Raw genomic sequence first — 24394 nt, forward strand, 5'->3', positions numbered from 1 at the left:
TCACTCTACATTTCACATTTCACGAGGTCAATGCTCTCGAGATACCGAGGTCTCCGAGAACCGGCGCCACTACGCTGACGGCATGGGAACCCGCGAAGAGGTCGAATGCTGGCTCACCGACATGGACGGCGTCCTGGTGCACGAGAACCAGGCGCTTCCGGGCGCTGCGGAGCTCATCCAGCAGTGGGAGGACGAGAGCACGCCCTACCTGGTGCTGACGAACAACTCGATCTTCACGCCGCGCGACCTCTCGGCGAGGCTCCGCGCCTCGGGGCTCGAGGTGCCCGAGGAGCGCATCTGGACCTCCGCCCTCGCGACCGCCGACTTCTGCCGGTCGCAGATGCCCGGCGGCTCGGCCTTCGTCATCGGCGAGGCCGGCATGACGACCGCCCTGCACGAGGCCGGCTTCATCATGACCGAGACCGCCCCCGACTACGTCGTCGTCGGTGAGACCCGGAACTACTCCTTCGAGGCGATCACGAAGGCGGCCCGGCTGATCATGGGCGGCGCGCGCTTCATCGTGACGAACCCCGACGCGACCGGCCCGAGCGCCGAGGGGATCCTGCCCGCCACCGGCGCGATCGCGGCGATGATCGCCAAGGTCACCGGCAAGGAGCCGTACGTGGTCGGGAAGCCGAACCCGATGATGTTCCGGTCGGCGATGAACAGGATCGGCGCGCACTCCGAGAACACCGCGATGATCGGCGACCGGATGGACACCGACATCATCGCCGGCATCGAGGCCGGACTCCACACGATCCTGGTGCTGACCGGCATCAGCGACCAGGCCGAGATCGACCGCTACCCGTTCCGGCCGACCGAGATCCTGTCGGGTGTGCACGAGCTCGTCCGGACCGAGCCCGTCGCGAGCGACCTCGGCGACGCCGAGGGCCGGCTCTGACGGGTCGGCGTCAGCCGGCCTTGAGGCTCGACGTCAACGTCTGGCCCCCGGTGCGGCTGACGAAGCAGTAGTACGTACGCGATCCTGCGGCCCACTGCTCGGTCGTCGCGGGATAGCTGGCCGAGACCTGCACGCCCGTGTAGGCCTGGGCGGCGCTCATGTTGATGACGTCGCTCGACTGGCACTTCGGTGCGACCTGGGCCTCGAGGGCCGCCAGCCCCGGGTAGGCCGATCCTGCTGCGCCCGCGACGGCGCCCGTCGCCACGAGCTGGGCCGCGTGGGACCCGCTGCAGTCGACGACCGTGTAGGTCTGCTGCCAGGCGTCGGTGAAGGACGACAGGCACTCGCCGCCGCGGAGATCGCTCCACTGGTGGACTCCCGCCGAGGCCGGGCCGGCAGCCGCGGTCGACGACGGAGACGGAGTCGGCGTGGCACTCGCCTTCGGAGTCGCCTTCGGAGACGCGGGCGCCGACGCGGAGGGCGCGGTGGCGGCGACCGGCGCTTCGGCGGCGGCCGCGTTCGAGACGATGAAGCGCGCCGTGAAGTAGAGGGCCCCGAGCACGATCAGGAAGGCGAGGGCGATGCCGACGAAGAGCAGGGTCTTGCGCTGCCGGGGCCAGGAGGCGAAGCCGCCTCCGGTGCCGGGCGGCCCCTCGGTTCCGCCGTCGGTGGGCACGGGCGCAGGCGCGAACGGCGCGGCCGCCGACCACGACTCGGGGACCCTCGTCGGGTCGATGGGCGTGATCGCGCGGCGACTCGCACCGACGCCGCTCGGGGCGAGGGTGTCGGAGCCCCGGTCGTCCTTCTCGGAGAGCACGGGCGGCACGACGAAGGCGCGCGTCGCCGCGTCGGCGGCGTCGGCCTGGGGCACGACTGGGGACGACGGCAGGAAGGGAGCGGTGAGCGCCTCGGTCGGCGGCAGGTCGTCGGAGCGCCTCGGCTCCGGAGCGGGGGGCGGATCGGCAGGGCTGGCCGGGTCGATCGGGCTGGCCGGCTCGACCGTGTCGAGGTTCCAGACGGGTGTGGAGGCCGCGGCCGGTGCGAGCGGCGGAGCCGGCGGAGGATCGCGAGGCACATCGGCCCAGGCGCTGTCGGGCTCGACCGCGGGCTGCTCGGGGCGCGCCTCGCTGCGGGCAGAATCCTGCGCGTCGGTCTTCGACTCCGAGGGCGAAGGGGCCGGCTCGGGCTCGGGCTCGACGATGTCACCGAAGAGAGCGCGGACAGGATCGGTCTCGGGGCCGGACTCCGACGAGGGTGCGTGGGCGTCCGGCTCAGCGGGCAGCTCGGCAGGAGCCTCGGCGGAGGGAGCCGGAGCGGGAGGCAGCCACGTGACCGGGGGTGCCTGATCGGTGACGGGAGATCGGCGGTCGGCGAGGACGTCGAACGCCTGCGTGCGGTCGTCCGGCTCGGCGGCGGAATCGGCCTGGGTATCAGCCTCTGACTGGACCGCTTCCGCGGCGGGTGAAGCCGGCTCGACGGGGGCAGCGGGCGCTGCGAGGTCGGCCCAGTTGAAGCTCGCGGGCTCCGAGGTGGGCGGCGGGGTGTCGGCGGGAACCGAGAGCAGCTCGGTGAACGAGGCCTCGGGAGCAGGACGCGGCGGTTCAGGCGAATCCCGCGGCCCCGAAGACACCGGCGGGTGGGGCGCGTCGCCGAAGACGGCGCCGAACGCGGCCGTCGGAGTCTCGCCGACTCCGTCGTGCGGAGGGAGCGCGTCGACGTCGAGCGCGGGCTGCTCGCCCGTCAGGCTCCACGGGACCGGCTCCACGATCGGCTTCTCGGAAGCGTCGGAGTCGTCGCGCTGCCCCCGGAGTGCCGAGAGGTCGAGGGCCATCGGGTGCGGTGCCGTGGACTCCGGCTCGGCCTCGGGCGCAGGATCGGGCTCCGGTGAAGGGTCAGGCTCCGGCGTCGAGGCGGGCTCCGCGCGGGCCGAGTGCCTGCCCGTCCGCGGCTCGCCGAAGAACGCGGCCGCGGGCGGCAGCTGGCGCGGCACGATCGGGACGGTCGCACCCTGCTCCGGGACAGCACCGCTCTTCGGCTGGGCACCCTCTTCGTCGGGGATGCTCGGCTCGTCGGGGCGGCGCTCGTCGGTCACGGTTCGAGTCCGAGGTCTTCCAGGCTGATCGCAGCGAAGTAGGGGTAGCCGGCCTGCTCGATGACCTCGCGGGCCCCGGTCGACCGGTCGACGACGACAGCGACGCCGACGACCTCGGCGCCGACCCTCTTCAAGGCCTCGATCGCCTTGAGCGGCGAGCCGCCGGTCGTCGAGGTGTCTTCGAGCACGATCACGCGCTTGCCCTCGAGCTCCGGACCCTCGACCTGGCGTCCGCGGCCGTGGTCTTTGGGCTCCTTGCGCACGACGAACGCGTCGTAGTCCTTGCCCAGGGCTGCCCCCTGGTGCAGGACGGCGGCCGCGATGGGATCGGCGCCCATGGTCAGCCCGCCGACGGCGAAGACGGCGGGCACGCCCGCGATGAGGTCGACCATGACCCGGCCGATGAGCGGGGCCACGCGGTGGTCGAGGCTGACCTTCCGGAGGTCGACGTAGTACGACGCCTTCTTGCCGCTGGTCAGCGTGAAGTCGCCGTGGAAGACGGCGAGCTCGCTGATGTAGTCGATGAGCCTCTGGCGTTCGTCGGTCACGTCCGACATGTTACTAGCACCGATCAGATCGCCCCCTCCGAGATCGCCCGGACACCCGTGACGGTGCCTCGCGCTACCGTGGAGCCATGCGTGTCGCCACCTGGAACGTCAACTCCATCCGTGCCCGCGCGGGCCGCGTCGTCGACTGGCTCGTGCGCGAAGACGTCGACGTGCTCGGCATGCAGGAGATCAAGTGCAAGCCCGAGCAGTTCCCCTACGACCTCTTCCACGAGGCCGGCTACGACATCGAGCTGCACGGCCTCAGCCAGTGGAACGGCGTCGCGTTCGCCAGCCGCCTCCCGATGACCGACGTCGAGATCACGTTCCCCAGCCAGCCCGGCTTCGCCAAGGGCGTCGAGTCGCAGGATGCCCCGAAGGAGGCCCGCGCGATCGGCGTCACGGTCGACGGGGTGCGGCTCTGGAGCCTCTACGTCCCGAACGGCCGCGAGCTCGACGACCCGCACTACGTCTACAAGCTCGACTGGCTGGCGAAGCTGCAGGCCGAGACACGCACCTGGCTGAAGGACGACCCGAAGCTGCCGCTGGCGCTGATGGGCGACTGGAACGTGGCTCCCCTCGACACCGATGTGTGGGATCCTGCGGTCTTCGAGGGCCACACCCACACGAGCGTGCCCGAGCGCGAGGCGTTCGCCGCGTTCCAGGAGCCGGGGCTGCTCACCGACGTCGTGCGCCCGCGCCTTCCCGACGGCTACACCTACTGGGACTACAAGCAGCTCCGCTTCCCGCGCAACGAGGGCATGCGGATCGACTTCATCCTGGGCAGCGAAGCGTTTGCCGAGCTCGTCACGAGCGCCCGGATCGACCGCAACGAGCGCAAGGGCGACGCCCCGAGCGACCACGTGCCCGTCGTGGTCGACCTCGACGTCGACGGGGGCGACGACGACGACCGCCCGATGATCTTCTAGGGGTCGCAGCCTTTCGTCCCGTCCCCTCTACTTGAGCAGGGCCGCCACCGCGACGAGCGCCGGCACAGCGGCCACCGTCGTGATCAGCACGGTGTCACGCGCGACGGCGACACCCACCTGGTACCTCTGCGCGTAGTTGAACGCGTTCTGCGCGCTCGGGAGCCCGGCGAGCACCACCACGACGAAGAGCTGCTCGTGCGAGAAGTCGAACACGAACGCCCCGAGCAGCCACGCGACGACGGGCATCACGACCACCTTGAGGGCGCTCTCCACGAGCACGTCGACCCGCGCCGTCCCGGGCTGGAGCGGCTTCTGCCCGTGGAGCGACATGCCGAACGAGATGAGCACGACGGGCACGGCGGCTGCGCCGATCAGCGCGAAGGGCTCTCGCACATCGTCCGGGATCGTGACTCCGAAGACCGAGCAGAGCACGCCGACGAGCGAGGCGATGAGCAGCGGGTTCGTGAACGGGCGCGTCACCGTCCGCCAGCGCGACGCTCCCGACCCCCGGTTGGTCGTGACGTCCATGATCGTGAGCACCACCGGCGTCAGCACCAGCAGCTGGAAGAGCAGCACCGGGGCGACGAAGGTCGCGCTCCCGAGCACGTACACCGCGACGGGCAGCCCGATGTTGTTGGCGTTGACGTAGGCGCCCGCCATCGTGCCCATCGTCGTCTCGGCCGCCGAGCGGTGGAGCACGAGGCGCAGGATCACGACCGAGATCAGAGCTGCGACGAGGGCTGCGGCGGTCGATACCACCAGGATCGGCGAGAACAGCACGGCGACGTCGGCCTTCGAGATCGTGACGAAGAGAAGGCACGGTGTGAGCACGAAGAACACCAGCTGGCTGAGCGCGCGGTGCCCCTGCGGGCCGAGGAGGTCGATCCGGCCGACGACGTACCCGACCAGGATCACGACGCCGATGATGCCGAACCCGATCAGAACACCGCCCATGCCCCCAGTCTGGCCGCTCCCGAGCAGCGCCGGTTCCGCCGGCCGCATGCCCTAGCCTCGGATCATGTCTGAGATGGAATTCAACGGCGGCTCCTTCCACTACGAGATCGACGGCGATCCCGGCCACCCGGCGCTCGTGCTGATCCACGCGGGCGTCGCGAACCTCCGGATGTGGGACGCCGTCGTGCCTGCGCTGGCAGGCGACCACCGGATCCTGCGCTACGACACCCGCGGATTCGGCCTGACGACCACGACCGACGTGCGCTTCTCGGAGATCGACGACCTCCTCGCCCTGATGGACCACGCGGGCATCGAGCGGGCGACGCTGATCGGGGCGTCGAGGGGCGGCAGGATCGCCATCGACGCCGCCGTCGAGAAGCCCGAGCGGGTCACGGGCCTCGTCACCATCGGCTCGAACCCCAGCGGATTCCCGGAGGTCGAGCTGACCGAGCGTGAGAACGACCTGTTCGACGAGCTCGACGAGCTCCTCGCCGCGGGCGAGCACGAGCGCCTGAACCGCCGCGAGACCGAGCTCTGGGCCGCAGGGCCGACGCGCGACGTGATCGAGCTCGATCCTGCGTTCCTGTCGCTGGCGTACGAGCTGAACGCGGTCAACCTGCCCCACCTGCGGGACAAGGCCACCCCGGTGCCGCTCGAGTCGCCTGCCTACTACCGCACCGTCGACATCGAGGTCCCGTCGCTCTTCGCGGTCGGCGAGCACGACCTCTCCGGAGAGCTGGCGGCGACCGAGTACCTCCTGTCGACGGTGCCCGACTCGGACGGCGCGAGGTTCTTCGACTCGGCTCATCTGCCGAGCGTCGAGCGGCCCGACGAGTTCGTCCGAGTGCTCACAGGCTGGCTCGACACCCACTCGCTCTGAGCGACAATTGAGGGGTGACCGCTCTGCACGACCCCTCCTCCCACTCCTTCGCGTCCGACAACTACTCGGGCGTCCACCCCCAAGTCATGCGCGCCGTCGCGGAGGCCAACGGCGGGCACGTCGGCTCGTACGGGGCCGACCCGTACACCGCCCGGTTCCAGGAGCTCGTCACCGAGCACTTCGGCGAGGGCTCGACCGTGCACCCCGTGCTGACGGGCACCGGCGCGAACGTGGCGTCGCTGCAGGCCCTCGTGCCGCGGTGGGGCGCCGTCATCTGCGCTGCCACCGCGCACATCAACACCGACGAGGGCGGAGCGCCCGAGCGCCTCGGCGGCCTGAAGCTGCTCACGGTCTCGACACCCGACGGCAAGCTGACGCCCGAGCTCATCGACCGCCAGGCGCACGGCTTCGGCGACCAGCAGCGGTCGCAGCCGCTCGCGGTGTCGATCACGCAGAGCACCGAGCTCGGCACTGCGTACTCGGTCGCCGAGATCCGAGCGATCACCCGCCACGCTCACTCGCTCGGCATGAAGGTGCACCTCGACGGCGCCCGACTCGCCAACGCAGCCGCCTCGACCGGCGCCTCGCTCCGGGAGCTGACTCGTGATGCAGGAGTCGACGTGGTCTCGTTCGGCGGCACGAAGAACGGCCTCCTCCTGGGCGAGTCGATCGTGGTCCTGACCGACGACGAGCTCGAGGGCATCCCCTACATCCGCAAGATGGACGCCCAGCTGGCCTCGAAGATGAGGTTCATCTCGGCGCAGTTCGTACCGCTCCTCGAGGGCGACCTCTGGCTGCGGTCCGCTCGTCACGCCAACGCGATGGCCGCCCGCCTCGCCGCCGCCCTGATCGAGCTCCCCGGGGTCACGATCACGCGGGAGGTGCAGGCGAACGCGGTCTTCGCGATCCTGCCGTCCCATCTGATCGAGACGGTGCGGGCCGAGCACCGGTTCTACGACTGGGACCGCGAGACCGGCGAGGTCCGGCTGATGTGCTCCTTCGACACGCAGCCCGAGCACGTCGACGCGCTCGTCGCGTCGATCCGTCTCGGCGTCGAGAGGGCCGCGTGACCGACTCCGGCGACGACGCACCCGTCCCGACCCCGGAGAACCCGCACGCCACGCTGCCCGCCGGAGTCTTCTCGAGGGCGAGGCCGGTCGGCCGCTACCCGGGGCGGAAGCACCCGCGCACCGGGGATCTCGTCATCACGATCGTGCTCTCGGTGATCCTGATCGTGCTCGCGGTGGTCTACGTGCACGCCGCTCTCGCCCGGGCCGATGCAGACGCGCGGCTCGTCGACGGGACCCAGCTGGCGAACATCCTCGCGGTCCTGGCACCGATCGTCCTGACGGTGTTCTCGCTGATCTTCTCGACGCTGTTCGTGCTCCGCCGCGTCTACGCGCTGTGGCTGCCGGTCGTCGCCGGCGTGCTGATCGTCGCGCTCTACTCGGTGACCGAGGACATGCTCGCGCGGGCGGTCGTGTCGAACTTCGTGCACTGAGGTCATTTGACGACGACAAGCCCTGGTCTATGCGTTTGCATCGGGAATGACGGGCGGGCGTAGCCTGTTCTCGTATTCGGCTCCTCAGTGACGCGGAGATCCGCCCCCTTTTTCTTCCCACTGAAAGGCAGGACCATGACCATCACGGATCAGTCCACCGTCCGCACGTCAGAGACCGCCGTCCCGATCGTCGGTCTCCTCTCCGAGCGCTGGAGCCCCCGCTCCTACGACCCCTCGGCGACCATCTCCGACGAGCAGCTGACCGCGCTCCTCGAGGCCGCCCGCTGGGCCCCCTCGGCCGCCAACCTGCAGCCCCGCCGCTTCGTCGTCGGTCGCCGCGGAACCGCGACGTTCGAGACGATCCTGAAGAACCTCGTCGGCTTCAACTCCGCCTGGGCGGGCAACGCGGCCGCCCTCGTCGTCGCCATCGCCGAGACCTCGACCGAGGAGGGCGACGAGCGCCGCTGGGCCGAGTACGACCTCGGTGCCGCGCTCTCCGCCCTGTCCGTGCAGGCGCACGCCGAGGGTCTGCACACGCACCAGATGGGCGGGTTCGAGGTCGACGGCATCCGCGCGGCGTTCGAGCTCCCCGAGCGCCTCGTGCCCGTCACCGTGACGGCCGTCGGCGTCGTCGACTCCGCCGACAAGCTGCCCGAGCAGCTGGCCGAGCGCGAGACCCTGCCGCGCACCCGCCTCTCGCTCGACGAGCTGGTGCTGGTCCGCGACTGACGGTCGCACGACGCGTCGTCCCCCGAAAGCCCCGCCTCCGCGCGGGGCTTTCTCGTTCTCCACAGGCGCCTCTCGGCACCTTGGAATGTCACATCCTTAATGGGAGGGTTCTCGAGTCGGCGCCCGCCGACGCGAAAGGACACCTGTGACCACCTCCCGACGAGCCGTGCCGTACACGCTGCTCGCGATCGCGACGCTCGCGATCCTCTCCCTCCCGCTCGGCCTCCGCGCCGTCGCCAGCCCTGCTGATCCTGCCGCCTCGGGGCCCGCCTCTCCTCGCGCGCTCACCCCCTCGGCGGCACCCCTCGACGCGGTGCGACTCGCCGGCCCCGTGGTCCTCTGGACCGGCGCGACCGCCACCTACGCCACCTTCGGCCCAGCCGTCTCGGGCAAGGCCGTCAGCGGCCGGGCCTACTCCGCGCTCTCCTCGGCGGCCTCCGCGGCCGCGACCTGGTCGTTCCCGCCTCCCGGGCAGACCGGTCAGATCTCGCAGGGCCCGCTCTGCCTGACCATCCCGGCCGGCGCGCCCGGCACTCCGGTCACGGCCACCACCTGCGGAGCCTCCCCCGCGCAGCAGATCAGCCTCGTCGCCTCGGCGAACGGCGCAGCGCTCCGGTCGGCGGCGAGCGCCACGAACTTCGTCGACTTCTCGCCGTCGGCCTCCGCCTTCCAGACGCACGTGCAGGATCGCGGCGACGGCGTCCAGACGTCTCTCCTGAAGCCCGCCGGACAAGCCGTCCTCTCCGTCGCCACCGTGACCAAGGGCGCGGTGGGCACCGCCACCGTCTCCGGCCGCGGGACTCCCGGTGCCGCCGTGCTGAACGGCACGCAGTCGGCCCGGGTGGGCACCGACGGCCGCTGGTCGATGACCGTGGTCGGCGCCGATCCTGCCGGGGCGACCGTCCGCTTCGCGCAGTCGATCAACGGCCAGCTCTATACGCACGCCGACGCCGTGATCACCGCCTGGCCCGTCAGACCGGCGGCGCCCGTCGCCGAGACGTTCTTCCCCGACGACATCACACAGGACGCGATCGTCCGCGGAAAAGGTCAGACGGGCGCGACCGTCGAGGTCCGGTCGGGTGACAGCGTCATCGGCAGTGCCACGGTCGTGGCCGGGACCTGGTCGACCTCGATCGCGTCCCTCGGATCGGGTGAGCACCCGCTGTCGGTGACGCAGACCGCTACCGGGCTGCAGTCCCCGCCCCGCGAACTGAGCATCGACTACGGCGCCGCGGTCAGCATCACCGAGCCCGCGGACGGGACGACAACCTCCTGATCCAGCCGGACGCCTGCATCAGACCGAGCGGTCGGCGCCAGCGTCCCGGGCAGCCCGAGCAGCCCGGATGAACTCCCGGATCAACGCCGGGCTCTTCACACCGCGAGACGACTCCACCCCGCTCGAGACGTCGACGCCCGCGGGTTCGAGCGTCGCGACGAGCCGCGCCACGTTGGCCGGAGTGAGTCCGCCCGCGAGGATCCAGCCGGCCGGCGGCGTCGATCCCCCGAGGACGGCCTCGTCGAAGGTCGACCCGGCCCCGGGATCGGGGGCGTCGAGAAGCAGGCGCGTCTCGCCGAATGCCGAGGCGTGATCCTGCGGCTCTGAACTCCACCGCGCAGCCCCGAGCGCGCGGATGACCGAGAAGCCGGCCGCCCGCACCTCGTCGAAGACCTCGGGCGTCTCGTCGCCGTGGAGTTGGACGACACCGACGCCACCGTCTCGGGCGAGGCGCACGACCTCGTCCGCCGACTGGTTCCGGAAGACGCCGACCGTCTCGACTCCGGCCGGCACCCTCGCGACGAGTGCGGCGGCAGTCTCGGCCGTGACTGCGCGAGGGCTGCCCGGAGCGAAGACGAAGCCGACGGCGTCCGTCCCGGCCTCGACGGCGACGTCGACCGTCTCGGGTGTCGAGAGGCCGCAGATCTTGATCCACACGCGCGAGCCCCTGTCAGGCGGGCAGGTCGTCGAGGTCGGCGGGTGACGGCTCCGGCATCTGGGTCTGCGAGACGACGAGCGACTCGCCGTCGGGCGCCACCTCCACGAGGACGGTGTCGCCGTCGTTGATGGTGCCGCCGAGGAGAGCGCGGGCGAGGTTGTCGTCGATCTGGCGCTGCATGAGGCGTCGCAGCGGGCGCGCCCCGTAGATCGGGTCGTATCCGCGGTCGGCAAGCCAGGCCCGAGCATCCGGAGTGACGGCCAGTTCGAGTCGGCGGTCGGACAGCCGGCGCGCGAGCCGGTCGACGTACAGCGAGACGATCTGGCCGAGGTCGCCCTGCGTGAGAGACGAGAACAGCACGATGTCGTCGAGCCGGTTGATGAACTCGGGCTTGAAGGCCTGACGCACCATGGCGTCGACGGCCTCCTCCTTCTGCGCCTGGGTCAGCGAGGCGTCGGTCAAGAACTGCGAGCCGAGGTTCGAGGTCAGGATCAGGATCGTGTTCCGGAAGTCGACCGTCCGCCCCTGTCCGTCGGTCAGCCGCCCGTCGTCGAGCACCTGCAGCAGGATGTCGAACACCTCGGGGTGCGCCTTCTCGACCTCGTCCATGAGCACGACGCTGTAGGGGCGCCGCCGCACGGCCTCGGTGAGCTGGCCGCCGGCCTCGTAGCCAACATACCCGGGAGGCGCTCCGACGAGGCGCGAGACGGAGTGCTTCTCGCCGTACTCCGACATGTCGATCCGGATCATGGCCTTCTCGTCGTCGAAGAGGAACGACGCGAGCGCCTTGGCGAGCTCGGTCTTGCCGACGCCGGTGGGGCCCAGGAAGAGGAACGAACCGGTGGGCCGATCAGGATCGCTGATGCCCGCCCGGGTGCGCCGCACAGCCTCGCTCACGGCCTTGACCGCGTCGCGCTGCCCGATGATGCGGTGCCCGAGCTCCGACTCCAGGTGCAGAAGCTTCTCGGTCTCGCCCGCCATGAGGCGCCCGACGGGGATGCCGGTCCAGGCCGCGACGACCTCGGCGATGTCGGAGTCGGTGACCTGGTCGTTGACGAGCCGCTCGCCCGACTCCTCGAACCGCTCGGCGTCGGCCAGCTGCTTCTCGATGCCGGGGATCGTCTCGTAGTTGATCTTCGACGCATCCTGGTAGCGACCCTCGCGCATGGCGCGGTCGAGGTCGATCCGGGCGTCGTTGAGCTTGCCCTTGAGGTCGCCGACGCCCTGGAGCGCCGCCTTCTCGGCCTGCCACCGGGCGTTCAATTCGTCGTACTGCGCCTGCCGCTGGGTGATCTCGGTGCGGAGCGCCTCGAGCCGCTGCTTCGACGCGTCGTCCTTCTCCTTCTGCAGGGCGAGCTCCTCGACCTGCAGCCGGACCAGCCCGCGGTAGAGCTGGTCGAGCTCGACGGGCGACGAGTCGATCTCCATCTTGAGCCGCGAGCCGGCCTCGTCGACGAGGTCGATCGCCTTGTCGGGCAGCTGGCGGCCCGAGATGTAGCGGTTGCTCAGGCTCGCCGCGGCGACCAGAGCGCTGTCGGCGATCGTGATGCCGTGGTGCGCCTCGTAGCGCTCCTTCAGCCCGCGCAGGATCGCGACGGTGTCCTCCACAGACGGCTCACCCACGTAGACCTGCTGGAACCGCCGCTCGAGGGCTGCGTCCTTCTCGATGAACTGGCGGTACTCGTCGAGCGTCGTCGCTCCGATGAGTCGCAGCTCGCCGCGCGCGAGCATCGGCTTCAGCATGTTGGCGGCCGCGACAGACCCCTCGCCGCCGCCCGCGCCCATCAGCGTGTGGAGCTCGTCGATGAACGTGATGACCTGACCGTCGGAGGCGGTGATCTCCTTCAGGACGTCCTTCAGTCGCTCCTCGAACTGCCCGCGGTACATGGCCCCGGCGACGAGCGCCGAGATGTCGAGCGAGATCAGCCGCTTGCCCTTCAGGGAGTCGGCGACGTCGCCCGCGACGATGCGCTGCGCGAGCCCCTCGACCACGGCGGTCTTGCCGACGCCCGGCTCCCCGATGAGGACGGGGTTGTTCTTGGTGCGGCGCGTCAGCACCTGGCTGACCCGTCGGATCTCGGTGTCGCGGCCGATGACCGGGTCGAGCTTGCCGCTCGCCGCGATCGCCGTCAGATCGACGCCGTACTGCTCGAGGGCGCTCTTCTGCTTCTGGTCGGTGGCCGGTGCGCCCTGCATGTTCGCCATGGATGTTGCCCTTCGTAAAACTTGAGTTGGCCTGACTCAAGTTTAGCGGCCCCCGAGGCGGCACGCCAGGTGCCAGCACTTTCCCAGCTTGTATTTCACATTACTCTGCTAACATTTCAGTACGAAAGCTTGCCCGTACGCGGGCCTTCCTCTACAGAAAGAACCAACCCCCTCATGACTAAGAAACGCACGATGAGCACGCTCGGCGCCGCTCTCCTCGCCGGTGTCACGCTGGCCACCATGGTCGCTCCTGCGGCGAATGCTGCCTCAGCCCCGGCCGCACCATCCGCATCCGAGAAAAGCGACTCTGCCTTTAAAGCAGTACTTCCGGCCGGGAATGGTTACGTTGCCATCGACGCCGCCTCAGGGAGATGGATTGAATACTCGACGGAGGCTTCCGCTCGAGCCGCCGCAGTTACATTCCGAGCCCTGCCCTTGGACGGAGACAATATTCAACTGCAAGTCACTGAAGGGAATCTCCAGGGATCGTGCCTGGTCGCCTCGGACTACTTCACCTCGGGCGGAGCGTCCTACTTCATCGCGCCACTCGGTCAGTGCAGCAGTTCGACCTCGCACTTCAAGCTGGATGCTTCAGGACGCCTGTCGAGCTTCACTGGGCGATACCTGACAACGAAGATCGATAAATTGAGGCATGCTCTCTTCTTGGACTGGTCTGGGAATGCTGCGAAATTCGAGGGACTGAATGCATTTACAGGTTCGGTCTCGAGCACGAGTATCGCCGGTAAAAGCGCCGACCTCACGGGCTTCGCCCGCCCCAACAGCGACGTGATCATCAACGGAACAGCTTTGGCCAGAGCCGACTCAACCGGCACCTGGAGCTTCTCCGTCAACGGTCTCAGCATCGGCGACAATTCGATTCAGATCGAGAACTGGCTTGACGGGGCCAAAGTCGGCGAGATCAGCGTGATCGCATCGCTTAAGGTCACCGCCCTCACCGCCACCGCCAGCTCGACCCCCGTAAACGACGACCGCGTGACGATTTCGGGCACGGGCGAGCACGGGGCAGTCATCGTGATCAAGAACGCCGAGGGCGTAGTCGTTGGTACGAGCGCGGCGGATGCGGCCACAGGTCGCTTCCAGACGACCGTGAACGCTCCGAACGAGGGCGGCAGCCACACCTTCATCGCCGAGCAGAGCATTGGCGGCACGGCGGCTGGCTCAGTCCAGGTTTCCTTCGACTACGGCACGGCCCTGTCCGTAACTTCTCCTGCCGACGAGCTCGTCGTCCCGGCCGGCCCCGTCACCTTCTCGGGTCGCGGTACGGCGGCCGGTTCGATCACCATCCGCGAAGAGGGCAAGCCCGGCGTACTCGCCGCGGCAACCGTCCTCGCGAACGGGAACTGGGTGGCGCCGAGCTTCTCCGTCGACGGGTCCGAGCACACCTTCACCGTGACGCAGCTCTCCAAGGGCAACAACACCACGACCGCGAAGGTCACGCTGAACCCCGGCGCCTCCAACGTCCGCGACCTCGTCGTGGCGACCCCCGTCGACGGCGGCACGGTCCCCTCGACCGGCGGTCGGATCACCGTGACGGGCACCGGCCAGCCCGGCTCCGACGTCAGCATCACCGCGTCGAACGGACGCCTCGCCGGAACCGGCAAGGTCGCAGCCGACGGAACGTTCTCGTTCCCCGCCGTGTTCAACAGCGTCTTCTACAACGCAACCGTCAAGCAGGTCGCCCCGACCGGCCAGACGCAGTCGAAGTCGATCGGCTTCACGGTCGTCGCCAGCGACGGCGTGAACCTGCCGTTCTCGGTCACGAGCCCGACCACCAACGGCACGGTCCGCTCGACGAACAAGATGATCACCGTCACCGGCAACGGCAAGGCCGGTGCCGCAGTCAAGATCACGGCAGCCAACGGCCGCATCGCAGGCCAGGGCGTCGTCGGCGCCGATGGTCGCTACTCGTTCCCGGCCGAGTTCCAGGCCCTCCCTTACACGGCCACGGTCACCATGACCCCGGCCATGGGTGCGGCCGAGAACATCACGATCACCAACTTCACCGTCGTGGCGAACGAGGGCGTCAACCTCCCGTTCCGCGTCACCGCACCGGTCACCAACGGCACGGCGTCGTCGACGAACAAGATGGTCACGTTCACCGGTGAGGGCAAGGCCGGCGCGACCATCCGCATCATCGCCGCGTCCAACGGCCGCATGGCCGGCCAGGGCGTCGTGGGCGCCGACGGCAGGTTCTCGGTCCAGGCCGAGTTCGCAGCTCTGAAGTACTCCGCCTACGTCGACATGGTTCCCACCGCGGGCGCCAAGGAGACCATCACCGTGAGCGACTTCACCGTGGTCTCGACGGATGGCGTCAACAAGCCCTTCCGCGTCACCGCTCCAGTCAGCAACGGCACCGCGCCGTCCGTCGACAAGATGGTCACGTTCCGCGGTGAAGGCACCGCCGGCGACACCGTCAAGATCATCGCCGCATCGAACGGCCGCCTCGCCGGCCAGGGCGTCGTCGACCAGAACGGTGACTTCAGCGTCCAGGCCGAGTTCGCAGCGCTCAAGTACACCGCGCACGTCGACATGGTCACGCCGAGCGGCATGAAGGAGACCATCACGGTCACCGACTTCCAGGTCACCGCTCAGTAATCCAGCGCAACTGACCGCGACACCCCACAGAAACGCTAGACGCGACATGAGAAGGCGGCGGACCCCACACGGGCCCGCCGCCTTCCTCTTGACTCCCGCTACTTCACATATTAGTATTTCAGTATCAGTCAACCTCGAACGAAGGCAATCATGAAGAAGACCCCGATCCTGACCCTGATCCTCGGCGCCGCGATGATCTCCGCGCTCGCCGGCTGCACGACCGCCGCGACCACCGACGCGAAAGCGCCCACTGCGTCCCCGACCGCGTCCGCCACGGCCAGCCCCAAGCTCCTCGACCACCGCAACACGTGCGTCGACGGCGTCGCCACGATCACCGAAGACACCACGCTCGAGAAGGGCTGCGACCAGGTGGCGATCCTCGCCGACGACCTCAAGGTCACCCTCGGCGGCACCACGAAGATCCTCTACATCGAGGGCAACGGCAACACGATCAAGGCCGACACGATCGTCGCCCTCAACGCGGCCGGGACCAAGAACAACACCATCACCTACACCGGCGCTCAGACCGACGTCAAAGACGCCGGCGAGTCCAACACGATCACCAAGAAGTAGCACCGCACACGGAACGACCACCCAGAGGCGCCTCCAGACGGAGGCGCCTTCGTCGTTCCCGGGCACAGGCCAGCCGTGATGAACGCTCACAGCCCGGCGCGCGATACTGGACCGATGATCGATGTCGCTCTCGCCCGAAGCCTCCACGAAGCCGGCCTGCGCTGGCATCCTGCGACCGGAGACCGGTTCCTCATCGACAGCGCAGCCTTCGAAGACGAAGACGGCGAAGCCCAGGTCTTCACGATCAGCGAGATGACCATCGAGGCGCACACCTACCCGACGGGCACCGAGCTCGGCTTCAACGGCACCACCGAGTGGGCGCTCGACTCCGTGTCGACCGAGGACTCCCTGTGGCTCCCCCGCGAAGACCAGCTCCGCGGCCTCCTGGGCCCCACGTTCCACGCGCTGACGAGGAGCGAAGCCGGCGACTACGAGGTCAGCACGACGATCGGCGGGGAGATCCAGCTGTTCACCGCGCCCGACGCCGAGAACGCCTACGGCAGCGCGCTCCTGGCGTACATCGACGAGTCGCTGCGCCTCGAACAGCGACTCGATTGACGGCGCGGGGCGCGGATCCTGCGCCCGTCTGCGCGTTTCGACCATGAGAAGACCTGATGAACATGGCCGCAAAGGCTTGCCCGCATCCGTCCGCGGGTGAACACTTGCGAGACCCGGGGTCACGAGTCCCGGAGCGACAAAGACGTCCGCGAGCGGGAGGCGACCATGTCCGAATCACCGAGAGACGAGCTGTCGCGCCACGAGCGCGAGGAGCAGGAAGTCCGCGACGCCCTGCTCGGCGACGCGAGCGAACGCAACACGGCCTGGCTCTTCGAGCAGCTCGGCGACGCGGGTGCCGGCCTCATGACCGAGCGCGACGCCCGCGACTGACAGCATTCGGCATCGGCAGCTCCCGGCAGGAGCAACGGCCGACGATGCTCAGCGCTTCGTCGACACCGTCACGGTGAACTTCGGGTTGCGCGTGACCTGCCGCGTCTCGCCGACGACCCGCTCGAGCGCGTCGCGGTGCTTGAGGTGCGAGTTGTAGACGGTCCAGAGCTCGCCGCCCGGTCGCAGCACGCGGGCCGCCGCCTCGAACAGCTTGAGGGCGATACCGGGCTCGACGGCCGCGTCGACATGGAAGGGCGGGTTGAGCAGGACGAGATCGCAGGATCCGTCGGCCTGCGACGCCAGCGCATCGTCGCGGACCACGGACACCCGGTCGCCGACATCGTTGAGGTCAGCGGTCGCTCGGGTCGACTCCACCGCCGACGCCGACTGGTCGGAGGCGATAACGCGGGCGTCGGGTCGCGCCAGCGCTGCGCTGACGGCGAGCACGCCGGAGCCGCAGCCGAGGTCGACGATCGTCGCCGCGGACGGCAGCGCGTCCGGCAACACGTCCAGCAGGGCGCGGGTGCCGATGTCGATCTTGGAGCCGGCGAAGGTCGCGCCGTAGGCGGCGACCGTCAGGCCGAGGTCGTCGTGCCGCTGGGTGCGCGGCCACGGTGACGCGACCGGCGGGTCGACGGGCTCCGATGCGGTGAGGACCCGCGACTTCTGCCGGGCGAGGCCGGCGTAGACGAAGGAGAAGTGCTCGCGCAGGACGTCGTTCATCGCGATGGTCATGTGCTTCAGGCGACCGCCCGCATAGACGACGACCTCGGGGTGGGCGTGCGCCGCTACGAGACCGACGATCTCGTCGAGGGCCGCGAGCGAGCGCGGGAGCTGCAGGAGGATCACGCGGGCGCCGGCGACGAGGTCGGGGCCGAGCGGGAGAGACTCGTAGGCGTCGGAGAGTCCTGCCTCTGCCGCGTTCGCGGCGAGGGCGAGTTCGCCGACGAGCGGATCCTGGAAGACGCGGATGCCGGTCAGCCCGTGCAGGTGCGCTGCACCCAGGGTCAGCGCCCCGTAGTGATCGCCGACGACGACGAGTTGCCTGGGCTCGAGGGCTGCCAGGGAGGTGGCCGCCTCGTCGAGGAGCAGGCGGTCGGTCGCATCGACGGCGACGAGATTGGGCGCCTCGAGGTCGGGCCGGCGGCGGAGGTCGGCGAAGTCGAAGGGCATGCGTCAACCCTACGGCGAAGCCGGAGGCAGGCAGCAGCCGGCAGCAGCCGGCAGCAGCCGTCAGCTGACGACGTCGAGCAGGTCGCCGGTGCCGGTGAGGCGGAAGCGCGGGGAGTCGATGACGACGGCGTGCTCCGGATCCGGCGGGATGAAGAAACCACCCGAGCTGAGCGCCCTGCCGTGGATCGTCGATCCTGTCATCGCCCAGATCTCACCGTCGTTGCGGACCACCCGACCCTCCAGAGTGCCGGCGATCTCGAGCAGGCCGCCCTCGTGGATCGTGATGGCACCGGGGCAGGAGCCGCTCAGCAGCACGTAGCCGCCCGGCTCGATGGTGAGCCGCTCGGCGACGCTCCCCCGCAGATCGAGGGAGCCTCCCTCGCAGACGACCGCGCCGCGGAGGGCGGTTCCGGTGAGGACGACGGGCTCTTCGACGACCAGCGCGTGAGAGAGGACCCCGGTCAGCTTCTTCATGGCATGACCTTAGGCCCGCAGCTGCCGCCTGTCGATGCCGCGGCCGACGACGCGGCGCACGGCGCAGCCCTGAACCCGCCGCCCGCTACAGGCGGGCGTACCGCGCCCGCACGCCCTGGTAGACGCCGTAGGCGATGAACCCGACGGCGACGGCCGTGAGGAGCGCGACGCCGAACGGGAGGGTCGCGAGCGTGTGGAGGGCACCGTCGAGCCCGGTCGCCTCCGACGGGTCGGACGTAGCGGCGGCGACCCCGAACAGGACGCCGACGATGGCGAGCGCGATGCCCTTGGCGATGTAGCCGACGACGCCGAGGACGACCGTCACTCGGCCCGCGGTGCCGGACGGGACGACGAGGTCCTCGCGGAACTTCTGCTTGGCCCCCTTCACGACGAAGTACGCGCCGATGCCGACGACCGCCAGAGCGACGACGATCAGGAGGAACACGCCGCCGGGGTGGGCGAGCAGCTGCGCGGTGAAGCCGCGGCTCGACGAAGCGCTGCTCGAGGAGGAGCCGCGCGCGAAGGTGAACGCGGTGCCGCCGACGGCGAGGTACGCGATGCCCTTGCCGATGAGGCTCGCGCGCTCTTTCCAGGCGTCGCCGTCGCCGCCGCGGATGAGCGCGGCGGTCAGCAGGTTGAAGAGACCGAGGGCCCACAGTCCGACGACGATCACCCAGAGGAGGAACACGCCCCCGGGGCTCTTCGCGATGGCCGACAGCGCGCCCGACTGGTCGGTGCTGCCCCCGCCGCCGAAGGCGACGCGCAGAGCGATGACGCCGATCAGGACGTGGAGGAGTCCGTTGACCGCGAAGCCCACCCGCGCGGCGGTTCGGAACGGCGTGCTTCGCCGGAGGCGCTCGGCGGAGGCGCGGCCCTCACGGGCGGCGGAGCGGGCAGTGTCGGTCACGCCCGAGAGGCTACACGGCAGCGGGTGGTGCTGCGGGATCCTGTGTCAGGTGGCGTTCCAGAGAGCCCGGTAGTACGCGATCCGGCCAGGATCGGGGTCGATGCCGTAGGCATCGAAGTACTCGCCCTCCCACCCGTCGCCGTAGTTCCAGCCGAGGCTCATCGTGCCGATGGCCAGGTCGGCCCAGCGGTCGGCCGTGCCGAGGGCGTCGAGATCGACGTGCCCGGACCAGGTGCCGTCGTCGAGGAGGAGCGTGTTGGGCACGCACGGGTCGCCGTGGCAGACGACGAGCCGGTCGACGGTCGGGGCGTCGCCGAGCGCAGGATCCGGGGAGGCAGCCCACTTCTCGGAGCGGGCCAGCCGCGACTCGACCGACCAGTCGAACGGGCAGTCGTCGACGGGCAGCGTGTCGTGGAGACGGCGGAGCCCGACGCCGGACGCGCGGACGGCGAGCAGCGGGTCTTCACGCCACCGCCTCGCGACCGCGCTCCCGCCCGGGAGGCCCGCCGTGACCAGCCACCGGCCGTCGGAGTCTGCTCCCTCGGCCAGCACGCGCGGCACGCGGGCGTAGGCGCCGGCCCAGCGGAGCCGGGCGACCTCGCCGGCGAGGTCGAGGTCGGGTGCGCTGGCAGGCGCCCACTTGGCGAACCGCCTCGAGGGGCCCGCTCCGAGCTCGAAGGTCACTCCGCCGCGCTCGTTGATCCAGACGGGCCGGACCATGTCGTCGCCCGCGATCGCGACGATCGGCCCGGGAACCGGGATGGCGTCGTCGTCGTCCGGGATCTGGATGGTCTCCACGCCGGGAGCCTAGCCGCGCGCCCCGACGCTCGCCACGGACACGAGGACGGGCCCAGCCACGGGCCCACGCACGGGCGCGAGGAGCACGCAGGTCAGCGCGACGGCCGCCAGAGCACGACCGAGGTCTCGCGCCGGGGCCTGGTGCCGTGCCGGAGCGGCACGATGCCGCCGGAGGGGCCGGCAGCGAAGACGCGCGAGCCGGGCCGGTTGAGGAGCTCGTCGGCGAGCGCCGACTCGAGCTCGCGGACGCGGGACTGCAGGGCGGAGACATGGTTCTCGAGCTCGAGGATCCGCTTGATGCCCTCGAGGCTCACGCCCTCGCCCGAGAGCCGGCCGATCTCCCGCAGCTGGTTGACGTCGCGCATCGAGTAGCGGCGCGACTTGCCGGCGGTGCGGGTCGGCACCACGAGGCCGAGCCGGTCGTACTGCCGGAGGGTCTGCGGGTGCATGTCGGCGAGCTCGGACGCCACCGCGATCGCGAAGATCGGTGAGAACTCGTCCATGGTCGGCCTCCTCCGGAAGGATCACGCGGCTCGCGTGACGGTCGTCTCAGTTGCGGCGCGCCCGGTCGATCAGATCGGCGCGGGGGTTCTCGTCGGGCAGCGCCTCGGCGAGGGCCTCGACGGCAGCCCGCGCCTTGTCGCTCAGGTGCGAGGGCACGGCGACCTGGACGGTCGCGAGCAGGTCGCCCTTGCCGTCCTTCGTCTCGACGCCTCGGCCCTTGACGCGGAGGACCCGGCCGGACGGCGTCCCGGGAGCGACTCGGAGCCGCACCGGATCGCCGTCGAGCGTCGGCACCTCGATGGTCGCGCCGAGGGCGGCCTCCGCGAAGGTGACCGGCACGTCGAGGCGCAGGTTGAGGTTGTCGCGCTCGAACACCGGGTGCGGGCGGACGGCGATGGTGAGGACGATGTCGCCGGCCTCGCCGCCGTCGAGACTCGGTTCGCCGCGGCCGCGGAGTCGGATCTTCTGCCCGTCGTGGACGCCCTGCGGGATCCTGACCTTGATCGGCTTGCCCTCGGACTGCGTGAGGCTGATGGTGTCGCCGACGATGGCGGTGTGGAAGTCGAGCGTGGTGGAGGCGATGACGTCGCGGCCCTTCGTCGGGCCGCCGTTGCCGCGGAAGCCGCCGGAGGTCTGACCGAAGCCGCCGCCGCCGAACATGCCGCTGAAGATGTCCTCGAAGCCGCCGCCGGACGAGAAGCCGCCGCTGCGGCGACCGCGGGGCTGCTGCCCGAACATGCCGCCGAAGACGTCCTCGAAGCCGCCTCCGCCGCCCTGCCCGCCGGCACCGGCGGTGAAGCGGGCGCCGGAGCCCATGGCGCGGATCTGGTCGTACTCGCGACGCTGCTCCGGATCGGAGAGCACCGAGTTGGCCTCGCTGATCTCCTTGAACTTGGCCTCGGCTGCGGCGTCGCCCGGGTTCGAGTCGGGGTGGTACTTCCGCGCGAGCTTGCGGTAGACCTTCTTGAGCTCGGCCGGCGTGACGTCTTTCGAGACGCCGAGGATGGCGTAGAAGTCTTTGTCGAACCAGTCTTGGCTTGCCAAGTGGCGCCGCCTTCCCTGCGCCTGATCAGCGCAGTCGTGTGTTTCTGAAGTCTAGATGTGCGGTGCGATGGAGAATCCCGACGGCGGGCCCCGCACAGGGACCCGCCGTCGGTGGTGCTGGTGGTGCTAGGCCGGGACCGAGACCGCGACCTTGGCTGCGCGGAGGACCCGCTCGCCGAGGACGTAGCCGGGCTCGATCACGTCGGCCACCGTGTTGACGGTGACGTCGGCCGTGGGGAGCTGCACGATCGCCTCGTGGAACTTCGGGTCGAACACGTCGCCCTTCGCTCCGATCTGCGTCAGCCCGAAGCGGTCGAACCCGCTGCGGAGCTTCTGCGCGATGACGACCATCGGGCCCTCCTGGAGGTCGCCATGCTGCTCGGCACGGCTGAGGTCGTCGAGGGCCGGCAGGATCGCGCGGACCACCTCGGCGATGACAGCGTCGCGGTTCGCATCGCGGTCGCGCTCGACGCGCTTCCGGAAGTTGACCAGCTCGGCCTGCGCCCGGAGCATGTCCTGGCGCATCTCGGCCACGAGGTCGACCTCGGCCTGGTCGAGGATGGCCTCGTCGTCGGCACTGAGCTCGACGTCGGGGCCCTCGGCCTCGATCAGGTCGTCCACCCCGTCGACGTCGGCGGTGCCGCCGTCTTCGGAGGGGGACTCGGTCGACGGCGTCTCGATCGGCTCCTCGTCGGGAGTGTTCTTGTCGTCAGCCATCGGCTACTTCTTGTCGTCTTCGTCGTCGACGACCTCGGCGTCGACGATGTCCTCGTCGTCGGCCGGGGCGGCACCCTCAGGCGCCTCGTCGGTCGGAGCGGAGGCAGAGGCCTGGTCGGACGCGTAGAGCGCCTGGCCGATCTTCTGCTGGCTCTCGGACAGCTTGTCGACGGCGGGCTTGATCGCGGACTCGTCGTCCCCGGCGAGCGCCGACTTCAGCGCGTCGACGTCGGCCTGGACCTCGCTCTTGACGTCGGCGGGGAGCTTCTCGTCGTTCTCCTTGAGGAGCTTCTCGATCGAGTAGACGAGCTGCTCGCCGGAGTTGCGGGTCTCGTTCGCCTCGCGACGCGCCTTGTCTTCGGCGGCGTGCTCCTCGGCCTCGCGGACCATGCGCTCGATGTCGTCCTTCGACAGCGACGAGCCGCCGGAGATGACCATCGACTGCTCCTTGCCGGTGCCCTTGTCTTTGGCGGACACGTGCACGATGCCGTTGGCGTCGATGTCGAAGGTGACCTCGATCTGCGGGATGCCGCGCGGGGCCGGCGCGATGCCGGTGAGCTCGAAGGTGCCGAGGTTCTTGTTGTCGCGGGTGAACTCGCGCTCGCCCTGGAAGACCTGGATCGCGACCGACGGCTGGTTGTCGTCGGCGGTGGTGAAGGTCTCGCTGCGCTTGGTCGGGATGGCCGTGTTGCGCTCGATGAGCTTGGTCATCGCGCCGCCCTTGGTCTCGATGCCGAGGGAGAGCGGGGTGACGTCGATGAGCAGGACGTCCTTGCGCTCGCCCTTCAGGACGCCGGCCTGGAGGGCGGCGCCCACGGCGACGACCTCGTCGGGGTTGACGCCCTTGTTGGGCTCCTGACCACCGGTGAGGGACTTGACGACCTCGGAGACGGCGGGCATGCGGGTCGAGCCGCCGACCAGGACGACGTGGGAGATGTCGCCGACCTTGACGCCGGCCTCCTTGATGACGTCGTTGAACGGCTTCTTGGTGCGGTCGAGCAGGTCGGAGGTCCACTGCTCGAACTGCGCGCGGGTGATGGTCTCGTCGAGGTTGAGCGGGCCCTCCGCGGTCAGCGTGAGGTAGGGCAGCTGGATCGACGTGGAGGTCGAGGAGCTGAGCTCCTTCTTCGCCTGCTCGGCGGCCTCCTTGAGGCGCTGCTTGGCGATCTTGTCGTTCGACAGGTCGACGCCGTTGTTGTCTTTGAACTTCTTGATGAGGTGCTCGACGATGCGGTTGTCCCAGTCGTCGCCGCCGAGGCGGTTGTCGCCGGAGGTGGAGCGGACCTGGATGGTCGAGAAGTCGTCGTCCTTGCCCACCTCGAGGAGCGAGACGTCGAACGTGCCGCCACCGAGGTCGAAGACCAGGATGAGCTCGTCCTCCTTGCCCTTGTCGAGGCCGTACGCGAGGGCGGCGGCGGTCGGCTCGTTGATGATGCGCAGGACGTTCAGGCCCGCGATCTCGCCGGCCTCCTTGGTGGCCTGGCGCTCGGCGTCGTTGAAGTAGGCCGGGACCGTGATGACGGCGTCGGTCACGTCCTCGCCGAGGTACTGCTCGGCGTCGCGCTTGAGCTTGCCCAGGATGCGGGCCGAGATCTCCTGCGGGGTGTACTTCTTGTCGTCGACGGAGACGGTCCAGTCGGTGCCGACGTGACGCTTCACGGACGCGATGGTGCGGTCGACGTTCGTGACGGCCTGGCGCTTCGCGGTCTCGCCGACGAGCACCTCGCCGTCCTTCGTGAACGCGACGACCGACGGGGTGGTGCGAAGACCCTCGGCGTTGGCGATGACGGTGGGCTCGCCGCCCTCCAGGACGCTGACCACCGAGTTGGTGGTCCCGAGGTCGATTCCTACTGCACGTGCCATGTGGCTGTTCTCCTTTGTCGTGCTCGGTACTGCTAAGTCTGTCGTCGGGGGTTGAGTCCGACAGGCTCAAGTTTAGTCGCGCACGGAGTCGAGTCAAGTTCTGAAGCTGGAAGTTGAGCCAGAACGACTCAAGTTCTTCTCTTTCGCGACCCCGAGCATCCTGCGCA

The 24394-nt window shown here is 69.7% G+C and carries 24 protein-coding genes; 11 read left to right on the top strand and 13 right to left on the bottom strand.

Annotation, left to right across the window (positions count from 1 at the left end):
• The first annotated feature begins 82 nt into the window (after window positions 1–82).
• Window positions 83–901, top strand: coding sequence for an HAD-IIA family hydrolase (locus tag ABD733_RS14580; protein WP_344797490.1), 819 nt, complete (start codon window positions 83–85; stop codon window positions 899–901).
• 10 nt (window positions 902–911) lie between these two features.
• Here the strand turns inward: ABD733_RS14580 and ABD733_RS14585 are convergent, their stop codons facing one another.
• On the bottom strand, window positions 912–2993 hold the full coding sequence (locus tag ABD733_RS14585; protein ID WP_344797492.1) for a septum formation family protein: 2082 nt from the start codon (window positions 2991–2993) through the stop codon (window positions 912–914).
• Window positions 2990–3550: an orotate phosphoribosyltransferase gene (gene pyrE / locus ABD733_RS14590; RefSeq protein WP_344797494.1), complete on the bottom strand. Its 561-nt coding sequence runs from the start codon at window positions 3548–3550 to the stop codon at window positions 2990–2992. The genes ABD733_RS14585 and pyrE overlap by 4 nt, the downstream gene beginning before the upstream one ends.
• 77 nt (window positions 3551–3627) lie before the next feature.
• Between pyrE and ABD733_RS14595 the strand changes: the two genes are divergently transcribed.
• The gene (locus tag ABD733_RS14595; RefSeq protein ID WP_344797496.1) at window positions 3628–4467 is read left to right on the top strand and encodes an exodeoxyribonuclease III; all 840 of its coding nucleotides are present in this window, start codon (window positions 3628–3630) and stop codon (window positions 4465–4467) included.
• A 27-nt stretch (window positions 4468–4494) separates the two neighbouring features.
• Here the strand turns inward: ABD733_RS14595 and ABD733_RS14600 are convergent, their stop codons facing one another.
• Window positions 4495–5421, bottom strand: a complete 927-nt coding sequence (locus ABD733_RS14600; RefSeq protein WP_344797498.1) for an AEC family transporter — start codon at window positions 5419–5421, stop codon at window positions 4495–4497.
• 64 nt (window positions 5422–5485) lie between these two features.
• Here ABD733_RS14600 and ABD733_RS14605 point away from each other — a divergent pair, with 64 nt between their 5' ends.
• From ABD733_RS14605 to ABD733_RS14625, 5 genes are all read left to right on the top strand, one after another.
• Complete coding sequence (locus tag ABD733_RS14605; RefSeq protein WP_344797500.1) at window positions 5486–6301, top strand: alpha/beta fold hydrolase; 816 nt, start codon at window positions 5486–5488, stop codon at window positions 6299–6301.
• A gap of 14 nt (window positions 6302–6315) precedes the next feature.
• Window positions 6316–7371, top strand: a complete 1056-nt coding sequence (locus ABD733_RS14610) for a threonine aldolase family protein (RefSeq protein WP_344797502.1) — start codon at window positions 6316–6318, stop codon at window positions 7369–7371.
• Complete coding sequence (locus ABD733_RS14615; protein ID WP_344797504.1) at window positions 7368–7802, top strand: hypothetical protein; 435 nt, start codon at window positions 7368–7370, stop codon at window positions 7800–7802. The genes ABD733_RS14610 and ABD733_RS14615 overlap by 4 nt, the downstream gene beginning before the upstream one ends.
• Window positions 7803–7937: 135 nt before the next feature.
• Window positions 7938–8531, top strand: a complete 594-nt coding sequence (locus tag ABD733_RS14620) for a nitroreductase family protein (protein WP_344797506.1) — start codon at window positions 7938–7940, stop codon at window positions 8529–8531.
• Window positions 8532–8676: 145 nt separating this feature from the next.
• Window positions 8677–9807 carry a hypothetical protein gene (locus ABD733_RS14625; protein WP_344797508.1) on the top strand — a complete coding sequence of 377 codons (1131 nt, stop codon included), beginning with the start codon at window positions 8677–8679 and terminating at the stop codon, window positions 9805–9807.
• An 18-nt stretch (window positions 9808–9825) separates the two neighbouring features.
• Here the strand turns inward: ABD733_RS14625 and ABD733_RS14630 are convergent, their stop codons facing one another.
• Entirely contained in the window at window positions 9826–10464 is a 639-nt protein-coding gene (locus ABD733_RS14630) for a phosphoribosylanthranilate isomerase (RefSeq protein WP_344797510.1), read from the bottom strand.
• Window positions 10465–10477: 13 nt separating this feature from the next.
• Entirely contained in the window at window positions 10478–12670 is a 2193-nt protein-coding gene (locus ABD733_RS14635; RefSeq protein ID WP_344797512.1) for an ATP-dependent Clp protease ATP-binding subunit, read from the bottom strand.
• 192 nt (window positions 12671–12862) lie between these two features.
• On the opposite strand from ABD733_RS14635, the gene ABD733_RS14640 reads away from it, so the two are divergent.
• The 4 genes from ABD733_RS14640 (at window position 12863) to ABD733_RS14655 (ending at window position 16747) form a co-directional block, all read left to right on the top strand.
• Window positions 12863–15286 (top strand): Ig-like domain-containing protein, encoded by a 2424-nt coding sequence (locus tag ABD733_RS14640; RefSeq protein ID WP_344797514.1) that lies wholly within the window; start codon window positions 12863–12865, stop codon window positions 15284–15286.
• A gap of 150 nt (window positions 15287–15436) precedes the next feature.
• Complete coding sequence (locus ABD733_RS14645; RefSeq protein ID WP_344797516.1) at window positions 15437–15859, top strand: DUF3060 domain-containing protein; 423 nt, start codon at window positions 15437–15439, stop codon at window positions 15857–15859.
• Window positions 15860–15973: 114 nt separating this feature from the next.
• Window positions 15974–16417 (top strand): pilus assembly protein CpaE, encoded by a 444-nt coding sequence (locus ABD733_RS14650; protein ID WP_344797518.1) that lies wholly within the window; start codon window positions 15974–15976, stop codon window positions 16415–16417.
• Window positions 16418–16582: 165 nt separating this feature from the next.
• Complete coding sequence (locus ABD733_RS14655) at window positions 16583–16747, top strand: hypothetical protein (RefSeq protein WP_344797520.1); 165 nt, start codon at window positions 16583–16585, stop codon at window positions 16745–16747.
• Window positions 16748–16795: 48 nt separating this feature from the next.
• Here the strand turns inward: ABD733_RS14655 and ABD733_RS14660 are convergent, their stop codons facing one another.
• The 8 genes from ABD733_RS14660 to dnaK form a co-directional block, all read right to left on the bottom strand.
• Window positions 16796–17920: a methyltransferase gene (locus ABD733_RS14660; protein ID WP_344797522.1), complete on the bottom strand. Its 1125-nt coding sequence runs from the start codon at window positions 17918–17920 to the stop codon at window positions 16796–16798.
• 60 nt (window positions 17921–17980) lie between these two features.
• Window positions 17981–18394 carry a hypothetical protein gene (locus ABD733_RS14665; protein ID WP_344797524.1) on the bottom strand — a complete coding sequence of 138 codons (414 nt, stop codon included), beginning with the start codon at window positions 18392–18394 and terminating at the stop codon, window positions 17981–17983.
• A gap of 85 nt (window positions 18395–18479) precedes the next feature.
• Window positions 18480–19301, bottom strand: coding sequence for a DUF1206 domain-containing protein (locus ABD733_RS14670; RefSeq protein ID WP_344797526.1), 822 nt, complete (start codon window positions 19299–19301; stop codon window positions 18480–18482).
• A 45-nt stretch (window positions 19302–19346) separates the two neighbouring features.
• The gene (locus ABD733_RS14675) at window positions 19347–20099 is read right to left on the bottom strand and encodes a phosphotransferase (RefSeq protein ID WP_344797528.1); all 753 of its coding nucleotides are present in this window, start codon (window positions 20097–20099) and stop codon (window positions 19347–19349) included.
• 92 nt (window positions 20100–20191) lie between these two features.
• Entirely contained in the window at window positions 20192–20602 is a 411-nt protein-coding gene (locus tag ABD733_RS14680; protein WP_344797530.1) for a heat shock protein transcriptional repressor HspR, read from the bottom strand.
• Window positions 20603–20648: 46 nt separating this feature from the next.
• Window positions 20649–21647: a DnaJ C-terminal domain-containing protein gene (locus tag ABD733_RS14685; protein ID WP_344797532.1), complete on the bottom strand. Its 999-nt coding sequence runs from the start codon at window positions 21645–21647 to the stop codon at window positions 20649–20651.
• A 126-nt stretch (window positions 21648–21773) separates the two neighbouring features.
• A complete protein-coding gene (locus ABD733_RS14690) occupies window positions 21774–22364 on the bottom strand; it encodes a nucleotide exchange factor GrpE (RefSeq protein ID WP_344797534.1) in 591 nt (196 codons plus the stop codon).
• A 3-nt stretch (window positions 22365–22367) separates the two neighbouring features.
• A complete protein-coding gene (dnaK, locus tag ABD733_RS14695) occupies window positions 22368–24227 on the bottom strand; it encodes a molecular chaperone DnaK (protein WP_344797536.1) in 1860 nt (619 codons plus the stop codon).
• Window positions 24228–24394 lie beyond the last annotated feature (167 nt).

Origin of the sequence: Frondihabitans peucedani (assembly GCF_039537585.1) — a bacterium.
GTDB lineage: Bacteria > Actinomycetota > Actinomycetes > Actinomycetales > Microbacteriaceae > Frondihabitans > Frondihabitans peucedani.

Coding starts and splice junctions, on each gene's coding strand:
- ABD733_RS14650 (WP_344797518.1), top strand. CDS start 15,974: ATGATCGATGTCGCTCTCGCCCGAAGCCTCCACGAAGCCGGCCTGCGC.
- ABD733_RS14690 (WP_344797534.1), bottom strand. CDS start 22,364: ATGGCTGACGACAAGAACACTCCCGACGAGGAGCCGATCGAGACGCCG.
- ABD733_RS14600 (WP_344797498.1), bottom strand. CDS start 5,421: ATGGGCGGTGTTCTGATCGGGTTCGGCATCATCGGCGTCGTGATCCTG.
- dnaK (WP_344797536.1), bottom strand. CDS start 24,227: ATGGCACGTGCAGTAGGAATCGACCTCGGGACCACCAACTCGGTGGTC.
- ABD733_RS14665 (WP_344797524.1), bottom strand. CDS start 18,394: ATGAAGAAGCTGACCGGGGTCCTCTCTCACGCGCTGGTCGTCGAAGAG.
- ABD733_RS14680 (WP_344797530.1), bottom strand. CDS start 20,602: ATGGACGAGTTCTCACCGATCTTCGCGATCGCGGTGGCGTCCGAGCTC.
- ABD733_RS14580 (WP_344797490.1), top strand. CDS start 83: ATGGGAACCCGCGAAGAGGTCGAATGCTGGCTCACCGACATGGACGGC.
- ABD733_RS14655 (WP_344797520.1), top strand. CDS start 16,583: ATGTCCGAATCACCGAGAGACGAGCTGTCGCGCCACGAGCGCGAGGAG.
- pyrE (WP_344797494.1), bottom strand. CDS start 3,550: ATGTCGGACGTGACCGACGAACGCCAGAGGCTCATCGACTACATCAGC.
- ABD733_RS14635 (WP_344797512.1), bottom strand. CDS start 12,670: ATGGCGAACATGCAGGGCGCACCGGCCACCGACCAGAAGCAGAAGAGC.
- ABD733_RS14645 (WP_344797516.1), top strand. CDS start 15,437: ATGAAGAAGACCCCGATCCTGACCCTGATCCTCGGCGCCGCGATGATC.
- ABD733_RS14605 (WP_344797500.1), top strand. CDS start 5,486: ATGTCTGAGATGGAATTCAACGGCGGCTCCTTCCACTACGAGATCGAC.
- ABD733_RS14595 (WP_344797496.1), top strand. CDS start 3,628: ATGCGTGTCGCCACCTGGAACGTCAACTCCATCCGTGCCCGCGCGGGC.
- ABD733_RS14620 (WP_344797506.1), top strand. CDS start 7,938: ATGACCATCACGGATCAGTCCACCGTCCGCACGTCAGAGACCGCCGTC.
- ABD733_RS14660 (WP_344797522.1), bottom strand. CDS start 17,920: ATGCCCTTCGACTTCGCCGACCTCCGCCGCCGGCCCGACCTCGAGGCG.
- ABD733_RS14640 (WP_344797514.1), top strand. CDS start 12,863: ATGAGCACGCTCGGCGCCGCTCTCCTCGCCGGTGTCACGCTGGCCACC.